This window comes from Muriicola sp. E247, from assembly GCF_041358175.1.
GTDB lineage: Bacteria > Bacteroidota > Bacteroidia > Flavobacteriales > Flavobacteriaceae > Muriicola.
Map to the genome: position 1 here is coordinate 72,328 of NZ_JBGKBE010000012.1, position 8,993 is coordinate 81,320.

Below are 8,993 nucleotides of genomic sequence, written 5' to 3' on the forward strand. Positions count from 1 at the left end.
GCTTAGGTAGGAGTATATTTTTTTATCGCTTTTTATTGAACAAGTACTCCGTTCTCCACAAGAATGGGATAGGTGTATCCACTGCCGAAATCCACATTGAGTTGAACAATACCTTGAATTGTGATTTCTGTTCCTGGATCAACGGTTTCTGTTGAGGTGATGACCAGGTCGTAGTCGTCTTTGCTTCCATCCTGCAGGTGCACCCAATTCCGTCCCATAATTCCCATATTTACCTTGGTGCAAATGCCTTCGAGTTCTATTTTCTTTCCAGCGTATTTTTCCGGATCAGTAACCAGGTCAGCTATTCTGATTCGTCCAGCGAAAACCGCTGTACTATCTTGCTCTTCCACAATACTTTTTTTGACGATCTCCAGCTGTTTATCACCCACTTTACCCGAGCTCAATCCGTGGACTCCTTTGCCGTGTTCTTCCGGAATCAGTGAGGTCACAAGGTATAAAGTATCAAAGACCCTGTTGTGTTCCTTGCTTTCAAATTGGGTCTTGAGGATGGCTTCGTTGTAGTAATAGGTTTCCCCTTTTTTCAGCTGCTGTTTTCCGGATGAGATCCAGAAAGAACGCCCGTCTTCTTCCACCAGCACATATACGTATTTGTTACCGGGGATGACCTCTTTAACGATCACCTCGTGCATTTCCCGACTCACATCAGGATCCAGGATCGACTTGTCAATGGTTCTGGTGATCGTATAGGGTTCCTTTGATTTAGGGCCGTCAAGACAGGATAATAGTGATATAAAAACAAATATTGTCCCGAATGGAACGAACAACTTTTTCATAATTCTGAATTCTTGGGCATGCGAAAGAAGGTCCTCTTATTGGAATCTTCAAAAAATGCCTGCCGGACTATTAACTGGTGAATATCTTTCTGTGATGTGATGGAGGAGGGGTTGTGGTAAAGCTTTCTGATGACCCGGTTTGTTACCATATTTATCTTCTCCGGATCAACTATTTTCATGGATTTTTTCAAATATCCGGCCGTATTTTTAACAATAAATATCTTTTGCTGGGCCAGGAGTTTGCGCAGTGGGGCCTCCCTTAACCATTTTTGAAATAAAAGAAGTTCTTCTTTGTTGATCTGAGAGACCTTTTTAACCGCCTTTTTGCGCTGAGTTTTGGTTTTTTCCAATGCCGTTGAAATAGCATCAAGATTGTAAAGCGTAACTTCTGGAATTTCAGAGAGATCAGGATCCATATTACTGGGGAGGCCAAGATCAATAAGTAAGCGTGGTTTTTCGTATTTGTTCAAATGCTTTACCAGGTGGTGACTGTTCCCCGCGGCCCCAACAATGATGTCGAAATCACTGAAATTGTTTGCCAATACCTTGTTCCATGAAAATACATCTGCACTGTGCTTTCGGGCAAGCAGCTGTGCATTTTTCAGGGTTCTGTTGCTTATGGCGACTTCTTTAAAATTAAACTTACTGTTGTATTTAAACCATTGTTTTACGATATCACCGGCGCCTATAAGCAAGATTTTTTTGTTTTTCATTTCCTCTGCCCCATAAGTCTCCACCATCATTTTTAAGGACTTATAGGCCACTGAAGTAGTACCATCCCTGAATCGGGTTTCATTTCGGATTCTTTTATGGTTTCTAAATACCATTTGCATGGCCCTTTCGAGAAGTGACCCCTGCAATTTCATCTCCAATGTAGTCTTGTAGGCTTTTCTCAGCTGATGTATGATCTCTGCATCACCCCACACTTTGGACAGCAAACCAGTTGAAACTGCTAATAAGTGATGCGCAGTTATTTCAGAGTCGTCTGATTTTACGAAAAGAGAAAGATCCTCCTTTTTTACATCTCCCATTTTTTCCCGGAGAAGGAAATCTAACAAATCCGCAGCGGTTGTTCTACCCGACTCAAAATAAATTTCTGTTCGGTTACAGGTAACAAGGAATAAGAGTCCGACTATATCAGGAAATTTCCTTGAGATTTTCAGATGTAATGATTTTTTTTCCTCCTCTGCAATAAAAAATCTCTCCCGATCCACAACTTTGGCCGAAATATGAGAAATACTGATGTATCGCAATTGGTTCGTCATCTTTTAATTTTTGTTGAAATAAATCATTATCTGATCATTCCCCATATCAATATGATAGGCTTTAAAAGGGTTTTAAATGTTACTTTGATTTTTATTCTTCCATGGTTCGCATGTAGTTCACAATCAGCCAGCGGTCCTCATCATCTGGCATCTTTTTGGTGTATTCCGGCATATCGTCTCGTCCGAAAGTAGTCTTGTAGAACAATTCCCCATCGGTCTGTGCCTGAAATTCCTGTGAAGAAAAATCTCCCAGATCTCCGGTCATTTCAGCTGCTTTTGGCCCGTCTCCATATCCTTCTTTACCATGACAGGATTTGCAATGCTGGTTGTAAAGTGACTTCCCTATATCCAGATCCTCATCAGGATTGGTAGGATTCTTCATATTTACATATTTCTCGGGTACCACCCACTTTTCCTGTATATAATCGGTAAAGGAGTATAAGGCCAGGGAAACTACTCCCAGAAATAATAATTGTTTAATTGTTTTCATGATTGTTTATTGAGATTTATAAATTTTATAAAGGTTTCGAATTAAATACATAATTGGGCCCCAGGTCAATACCAGTAATAAGATAGTAAATATCAAAATAAAATAGGGTGTCCTATCCCGGGGTGCCCAAAGACTCCTCTCGTTAAAACTGTTATCCTTAACAATAGGTACACCCAAAGGTGCCTTAGTAATTGCTTTTACCGTCCCATAATCGTCGCTGTCGGCCAACACCACTTCAAGGGTAAGTATTCCTTCAGGCCCTGGAATGCCTTTTTCAACAGAGACAAGGATGGTGCCATTTTCATCGGTATAATTGAAATCCTCTCCAATTTTTAATGGCCTGATAAGCCGCTGTACCTGTACTCTCAAGGAGCTATTCACTACCGGCGTGGTATCTATTGCCTTTGTTATGCTAGCCTTGATATAGTTGGTACTGTCTATCTCCAGTAATTGGGTAATGATATTTGCATCTTTAAAACTTACTGATCTCGAACCTCGTTTAAAGTTTTCGTTACCCCCGAATGCGACCCCAAGGGTATAGGTACCTGTCGAATCGGCTTTTATTTCAGAAAGAGGCGGTAGAATAAATCTACTTGCGCCACTCATATTTGTCTTGGTTTTCCCCAAAGGGATTTCATCGTTGTCAAATTCATAATAAACTTCAAGCTCAATATTTGGTACATCCTGCATTTGGCGGTCAATACGGGAAATTACCTTAATATCAAGGTAGCTTTGCGAATTCATCACCTTGATATAATCCGCCTTAATCCGTACCCTGTTTTTTTGTACTTCCTGCCCATAGGAAGAAAATACCATCAATGGGAGGATGAATATCCAAAAGACAATGCGAAGGCCTGATAAATTAGATTTGGATTTTCTCATGACGGGATCTGCTTTAATTGTATACTGGCAACTTCTTCTTCATCTGCAGTCCTCTGGATAGGAACAGCAGGTAGAAAACGAATGAGCAGGGTAATAATTAAAAGCGCCATTGCGAGGGTGGCAACCGTAATAACCCATTCGTGCATACTCGGAAAGTAGGAATGCCATGATTCAGGGACGCCCTGAATGGGCAAAATGGGTTCCTGCAGTGTGGGGGTGATGATGATATATCGCTTCCACCATGAACCTATGACCACGATCATCCCGATCAGGAACATCGAAAAGGGTTTTCGGCCTTTTTTAAAAAATAATAGGATAACCGGTAATACCAGGCCAACAACGGTTACCAGCCAAAACAGAAAGGCATAATTCCCTACAAGCAGGGAATGTAAATGGGCATCCTCTCCCTTTTTTGCTGTAAAGAAAGGAACCACATATTCGTTAATATTAAAGAACAGGTAGATAATACAGGCCAGGGCAAGTAATTTACCCATTTTGTCGAAGTGGTATTCGGTGATATAATTTTCCAGTTTCCGGGTTCTCCTCACAACATAGATTACGGTTACCAGGGCTCCTATCCCGGCTACAAAGGCACCCGATATAAAATATGGAGCAAAGGCCGAACTGTCCCATCCAATTCGATAGGTTGTGGAGAAAAGCCAGGCATCAATGGTTTGAAGCAGGACTCCGGCCATGAGAATTAATATCGACAATACCCTGATGGATTTTATATGCAGGGCTTTTTGCTCAGAATTTCCCGTCCATTTCAGCGACAGTCTGCCATACAACTTGCTCAGTCGCGGTTTTGATTCTGCATAATATTTTTTTAGAACGGCAAAATCAGGAAGCAATGGGAAATAAAGCAGTAAAAGACTGATCACAATAAATGTGGGGATGATGATAATGTCCCAGGTGATGGGGGATTGCAATCGTGCGTGGATGAATAAATACATCACTCTGTCTGGCCTGGCCATGTCAATAGTGATGGTAATGCCGGCCATGATAATACATGCCAGGGTTATAATTTCAGCAATCCTGACAAGGGGTGTTCGCCATTCATTTTTAGTTAGTCTGAGAATGGCCACAGTTGCAGACCCGACAAAACTGGTGGCTACGAAAAATACAAAGTTGGAGATATAAATACCCCAAAGCGAATAATCATTCATATTTGTCACCTTCTGTCCCTGAATGACCTGATCCACATAGGCAATGATCCCCAGAACGATCAACAGCGAAAGAATACTAATCCAAATGATCCCTCTTCTACCAAATTTTCGAGGGGCCAGATCCGCTACGATGGTATCGTAATTTCTCATTCTTCAGTAGGTTTTTCAACAGATTCAAATTCTTTGTAGAACTCCAACCCATCCTCAAATTCTACAAGTCGGTCCACCGGGGGCAAATAATACACGCTGGGCTCTGTACCAAGACTTTCCAGAAGTCGATACCCTGCTTTGTCTTTTAGCAACTTGCTGAGTCTCACCGTTTCTTCCCCGTTGGTAACGGTATCTTCATATTTATCACCGAAATAGAACACCCCATTAGGACAGGCTGTAACGCAATGAGGCAATTCTCCCTGCTTCACCATGTGGGGGCAGAAATCACATTTATCGACGGTTCCCATCTTACTTGGTTTCCCAGCGTACTCGGGGGTGGGTTCATAATCGGTAAGGTCGAGGTTTAAGGTCACTTCCTGTCCGGGATCTCCCCAGTTAAATACCCTGGTGGAATAAGGACAGGCAGCCATACAGAAGCGGCATCCAATACAACGCTCATTGTCAATTAATACAAGGCCATCTTCCCTTTTAAAAGTGGCGTCAACCGGGCAAACCGTAACACAGGCAGGTTTGTCACAATGCTGGCATGTTGTAGGCATCCAGTAAGGAGCCGTATCCGGAGATTCCTGCATTTTGTAAACTTTGATCCAGGCATTGTCTCCGGTGATGTAGTGGTTTTTGTTACAAGAAGTCTGGCATTTTAAGGCATTTTTACATTTTGCAAGATCTACCACCATCACGAATTTCCTGTTGGGAATCCCTTCCCTGACATTGTAGTCCATGGAATAATGATGGTCATGACTTACTTCCATGACTTCAGAGGTATCCACTTCCACAATAGTTCCGTCGGTGGTCATCAATTCCATGGTTTCACCAGTGGAAGCTTTCTCGTCAGAGGAAAATTTTGCAGATAATTTGGATAGTCCGATCCCTCCTAAAACTCCGGCAACACCTATTTTAAGGCCTCTGTCCAGGAATTTACGCCTCGATTTTTTTGAATTTTCTTCCATGGGTTCCTATCGGATTACAATTTTTTCTCCAGCCACTGTAAAAAAGTAGAATTGGGAATATTTTTCTTAACCACCTTTGATTTCTTAAGGGCCTTGACCTTTACTTTTACTACAGTCCCATCAGGTTTTAACAAAGTTTCATACTCCTCTTCTTCTAAAGTTTCTTCTTTTTCCTGGCTCCTGGAATATCCGACTAGTGGGAGTAGGAGGGAAGTCCCCAGTAGGGGTAAAATTCCGCGCCTGGATATAGGTTTGCCTTTTTTCGGTGGTTGAGCCATCGTTTGATTAGATTTAGAAATTATAGAGACGTGTGATGTTGAAACCGATCAGGAAATCTCCTTCAAAAAAATTGTTCTGGTTAAACATGATATTTTGCTGTGGAACGATCCCCTGGTAATTAGACAGGAACAACTGAAATGCGTGTGAGGATGTCCTGAACTCAACACCAACACTAAATCCGGCTTCCGGATCCATATCAAATTCTGATCCATCCAGATGATGTATAAAAGGCTGTGTATAATCTACCAATATGGAAGTTTGTGAACTCACTTTGTACCTTCCTCCTAAAGACATGGCAACAACGTCGTTTCTCATCTGCTGGGGTACCAGATTGTAGTGTGAAACACTGGCAGCTCCTTGGAGGGATAATTTGGAATTAAATCGCCTGGAGATGATCAACTGGTTAAAATAGGAATAGCGGTGTTGTTCAACCAGGAAGTTTTCCTTGCCCCGGGCATCAATCACAAAGTTGCCGTAATAGGTAACATTGACCGGGATTCTGCCTGAGCGGGTCTGGCGAAGCAGGGCGACTTTCCAGTTAAAATCCTGAAGCCTGTTAAACTTGGAAGTTCCAAAACCGATGGTCAGTCTATCGTGAAGGGCATAACTAAGGGCGATCCTGATATTGGCAGGAGCCCAGATGCCTATGAGGTCATTTGTGCCTGAATTGACCACGCCAAAACGGTGGGCCATATGGACTTCAAGGGTGTTCTTTATGGAAAGAACATCGGTGGGATTATCTATGATGTACGAACTCTCAAAAGTGGCCCGCTCTGGTTTATCCACTTCTTTCTGCGGCTCCGTATCTGTCTCGGTTTCCTGAGACACAACAGCCAGTGGTATAAGTAGAAGGAAAATGAAAATGAAGCTCAGTTTTTTCATGTTGAAATATCTTTCTGGTTAGTTATTTTCGGCTCCTCTATCGATCCAGGCCTTTATCAGGGCGAGCTCGTCACTATTGAGAACAAATCCTGCACTGATAGGATGTCCGTTACCCGGTAATCGCTGATAAAACGTGCTTCCTTCTGCATCTCCCGGAACAATTATCGGTAGTATGTCAGCATAAGCATTACCTGCTCTGAGATCCGGGTTGGCTATATTTCCGTCATGGCAGGCAGTACAATCCTTTCCACTTTGGGAAAAGAGTGGTTCAATATCGGTACTAAAAGAAATGGTCTGATTATCCGGGATATCCGGAAGGGGTTGACTCAGATCGATTTCCTGATCATAGTAACATGATAAGTTAAACAGGATCAATCCGCTAGTCAGTAAAAATGAGATATGTTTTTTCATTTTCCTCGTTTTATGTGAAAGGCACGTATTCTATACCGATCCTTGTACAAATTGCACGGGAGAAATCATCACTCAGGCAGTTTGTGCAGACCATTCTTATTCTTGTAATGCTTCTATAGAGTTTTTTAACAGGGCTCGTGTATAGGCGGGGTTATGAATCCCATTACTATTGTCTTCCAGCAAGGTCCTGTAGTTCCATGCGGCCTGAGCCAGTTTAGCTGAGTACGTTCCGGGTACATAGTAGCCGTCCACATCGAACATGTTGTTGGCTTCAAGCAGCGCTTGGAGGGTAGCCATATCTTGTGAAAAACCAGCAATCTCATCAGGTGCCCCGTTGGGGTGGCAGGCTACACAAGCTGCATCTGTAGGAACCCAGGAGTGTAGACCCTGACTCGTATCTGAAGATTCACCCATATGACAACTAACACAGGAAGAACCTGTCCTGTGAGTAGCCGAACCGACTCCCGGATAGGCTTCAGCTCCGGCAATATTGGCTCCCATTATACCTTCGAGCATGGTGGATTGAGGTCCGTGGTGAGGCCCGAATCGTTTACTTGTAATTTCATAGTCGGCAGTACCGGATGGAATCTCATAGCTGTTTCGCGGCTGGTGACAGGTAATACAGTTATTGCTGGCATCACCAAAATCGATCACTGTAGCTTCATCGATCACCAGGGTGACCGCTTCGATATTGCGAAGAGCATAGTCGAAACCGTCGTTTTCAAAATCGAAGGTACTGTGTTTGTCGTGACATGTGGTACAGTTAAACCGTGAAGGGTTTGTGTATCCGGCAGTGTCCACTTCTCCTATATTGAGATAATCGATATAACCTTCTTCAGAATGGCATTGAGCACAATCAGCCCTGCCTGCAGCAAAACTTACAAATCCTGTATTGTGTTTAGCTACATCCCAGGATGCCAATAACGGTTCCCGGGTAGCGTTGGAATGGCAGCTTACACAAGAAGCAGTGCCATCCACACCGTCAGTTCCATCTACCCCATCTCGTCCGTCGGCCCCTGCCGGACCAGCAATTGGATCTGGAATTTCAAGATCACTTGTACATTGGATAAATAAAAATCCTGAGATAGCGATCATCAGGATACGAAGGAGATGTGAAGTTTTCATATGGTTCCCTATTTTAATAACTGTTGATGGTCCTAAAATAGAAGACTTTATTCACCATTAAAATGACTTTTATCATGTTTTAAAAAACTCTTAAAATTTAAGGCATAATCCTTAATAAAAAGTTAAAATGAAATAAAGTGAACCTCAAAACAAGTCGGGAAAAACAAGTCTTTTTTGTTGATAGAATACGATAAACTTTCCTATTTTTGCCATCTCGATTCCGGGATGTGGTTCGTTCCTGCAGAGCAGGACAGGCTGGTAACGTATTCCGCACTTGAGGGGTGGTCGCTGGTTGAGAAAGGGAATGAAAATAATTAATTCGGGATGTGGCGCAGTCTGGTAGCGTGCTCGGCTGGGGGCCGAGTGGTCGCAGGTTCAAATCCTGTCATCCCGACTAAGCGAAAAAGTGATTTGCAAATGCAAATCACTTTTTTTATTCCAAAAAAGCGACTCAAACGCAGTTTGGGTAAGCGACTTTGGAATAAAAAATAGAACGCGATAGCGTTTACTTTTTCATTTACCAGGAGGGTTTTATAGGATTCTCTAAATCCTGATACTTTTGAGAATGAAAGCGACTC

General features: G+C 42.6%; 11 protein-coding genes and 1 tRNA gene. 2 read left to right on the forward strand and 10 right to left on the reverse strand.

Features of this window, described 5'->3' with window-relative positions; translation table 11 throughout:
• Positions 1 to 32: 32 nt before the first annotated feature.
• From ACA086_RS14000 to ACA086_RS14045, 10 genes are all read right to left on the reverse strand, one after another.
• On the reverse strand, positions 33 to 794 hold the full coding sequence (locus ACA086_RS14000) for a hypothetical protein (RefSeq protein ID WP_371003972.1): 762 nt from the start codon (positions 792 to 794) through the stop codon (positions 33 to 35).
• Positions 791 to 2,059: a hypothetical protein gene (locus tag ACA086_RS14005; protein ID WP_371003973.1), complete on the reverse strand. Its 1,269-nt coding sequence runs from the start codon at positions 2,057 to 2,059 to the stop codon at positions 791 to 793. Before ACA086_RS14005 ends, ACA086_RS14000 begins: the two co-directional genes overlap by 4 nt.
• 91 nt (positions 2,060 to 2,150) lie before the next feature.
• The gene (locus tag ACA086_RS14010; RefSeq protein ID WP_369748648.1) at positions 2,151 to 2,549 is read right to left on the reverse strand and encodes a cytochrome c; all 399 of its coding nucleotides are present in this window, start codon (positions 2,547 to 2,549) and stop codon (positions 2,151 to 2,153) included.
• A 6-nt stretch (positions 2,550 to 2,555) separates the two neighbouring features.
• Positions 2,556 to 3,431, reverse strand: a complete 876-nt coding sequence (locus tag ACA086_RS14015) for a hypothetical protein (protein WP_371003974.1) — start codon at positions 3,429 to 3,431, stop codon at positions 2,556 to 2,558.
• Positions 3,428 to 4,747, reverse strand: coding sequence for an NrfD/PsrC family molybdoenzyme membrane anchor subunit (gene nrfD / locus ACA086_RS14020; protein WP_371003975.1), 1,320 nt, complete (start codon positions 4,745 to 4,747; stop codon positions 3,428 to 3,430). Before nrfD ends, ACA086_RS14015 begins: the two co-directional genes overlap by 4 nt.
• Entirely contained in the window at positions 4,744 to 5,718 is a 975-nt protein-coding gene (locus ACA086_RS14025; RefSeq protein ID WP_371003976.1) for a 4Fe-4S dicluster domain-containing protein, read from the reverse strand. The genes nrfD and ACA086_RS14025 overlap by 4 nt, the downstream gene beginning before the upstream one ends.
• Before the next feature lie 14 nt (positions 5,719 to 5,732).
• Complete coding sequence (locus ACA086_RS14030; RefSeq protein ID WP_371003977.1) at positions 5,733 to 5,996, reverse strand: hypothetical protein; 264 nt, start codon at positions 5,994 to 5,996, stop codon at positions 5,733 to 5,735.
• A 13-nt stretch (positions 5,997 to 6,009) separates the two neighbouring features.
• Positions 6,010 to 6,879, reverse strand: coding sequence for a DUF5777 family beta-barrel protein (locus ACA086_RS14035; RefSeq protein ID WP_371003978.1), 870 nt, complete (start codon positions 6,877 to 6,879; stop codon positions 6,010 to 6,012).
• An 18-nt stretch (positions 6,880 to 6,897) separates the two neighbouring features.
• The gene (locus tag ACA086_RS14040) at positions 6,898 to 7,290 is read right to left on the reverse strand and encodes a hypothetical protein (protein WP_371003979.1); all 393 of its coding nucleotides are present in this window, start codon (positions 7,288 to 7,290) and stop codon (positions 6,898 to 6,900) included.
• A 96-nt stretch (positions 7,291 to 7,386) separates the two neighbouring features.
• On the reverse strand, positions 7,387 to 8,415 hold the full coding sequence (locus tag ACA086_RS14045) for a hypothetical protein (RefSeq protein ID WP_371003980.1): 1,029 nt from the start codon (positions 8,413 to 8,415) through the stop codon (positions 7,387 to 7,389).
• A 174-nt stretch (positions 8,416 to 8,589) separates the two neighbouring features.
• Between ACA086_RS14045 and ACA086_RS14050 the strand changes: the two genes are divergently transcribed.
• Complete coding sequence (locus ACA086_RS14050; RefSeq protein ID WP_371003981.1) at positions 8,590 to 8,733, forward strand: hypothetical protein; 144 nt, start codon at positions 8,590 to 8,592, stop codon at positions 8,731 to 8,733.
• Positions 8,734 to 8,735: 2 nt separating this feature from the next.
• Positions 8,736 to 8,809 (forward strand) — tRNA-Pro (locus ACA086_RS14055).
• The last annotated feature ends 184 nt before the right edge of the window (positions 8,810 to 8,993 follow it).

Bases quoted from the DNA above. Each gene is read 5' to 3' on its own strand.
- ACA086_RS14000 (WP_371003972.1), bottom strand. From the start codon at position 794: ATGAAAAAGTTGTTCGTTCCATTCGGGACAATATTTGTTTTTATATCA.
- ACA086_RS14005 (WP_371003973.1), bottom strand. From the start codon at position 2,059: ATGACGAACCAATTGCGATACATCAGTATTTCTCATATTTCGGCCAAA.
- ACA086_RS14010 (WP_369748648.1), bottom strand. From the start codon at position 2,549: ATGAAAACAATTAAACAATTATTATTTCTGGGAGTAGTTTCCCTGGCC.
- ACA086_RS14015 (WP_371003974.1), bottom strand. From the start codon at position 3,431: ATGAGAAAATCCAAATCTAATTTATCAGGCCTTCGCATTGTCTTTTGG.
- nrfD (WP_371003975.1), bottom strand. From the start codon at position 4,747: ATGAGAAATTACGATACCATCGTAGCGGATCTGGCCCCTCGAAAATTT.
- ACA086_RS14025 (WP_371003976.1), bottom strand. From the start codon at position 5,718: ATGGAAGAAAATTCAAAAAAATCGAGGCGTAAATTCCTGGACAGAGGC.
- ACA086_RS14030 (WP_371003977.1), bottom strand. From the start codon at position 5,996: ATGGCTCAACCACCGAAAAAAGGCAAACCTATATCCAGGCGCGGAATT.
- ACA086_RS14035 (WP_371003978.1), bottom strand. From the start codon at position 6,879: ATGAAAAAACTGAGCTTCATTTTCATTTTCCTTCTACTTATACCACTG.
- ACA086_RS14040 (WP_371003979.1), bottom strand. From the start codon at position 7,290: ATGAAAAAACATATCTCATTTTTACTGACTAGCGGATTGATCCTGTTT.
- ACA086_RS14045 (WP_371003980.1), bottom strand. From the start codon at position 8,415: ATGAAAACTTCACATCTCCTTCGTATCCTGATGATCGCTATCTCAGGA.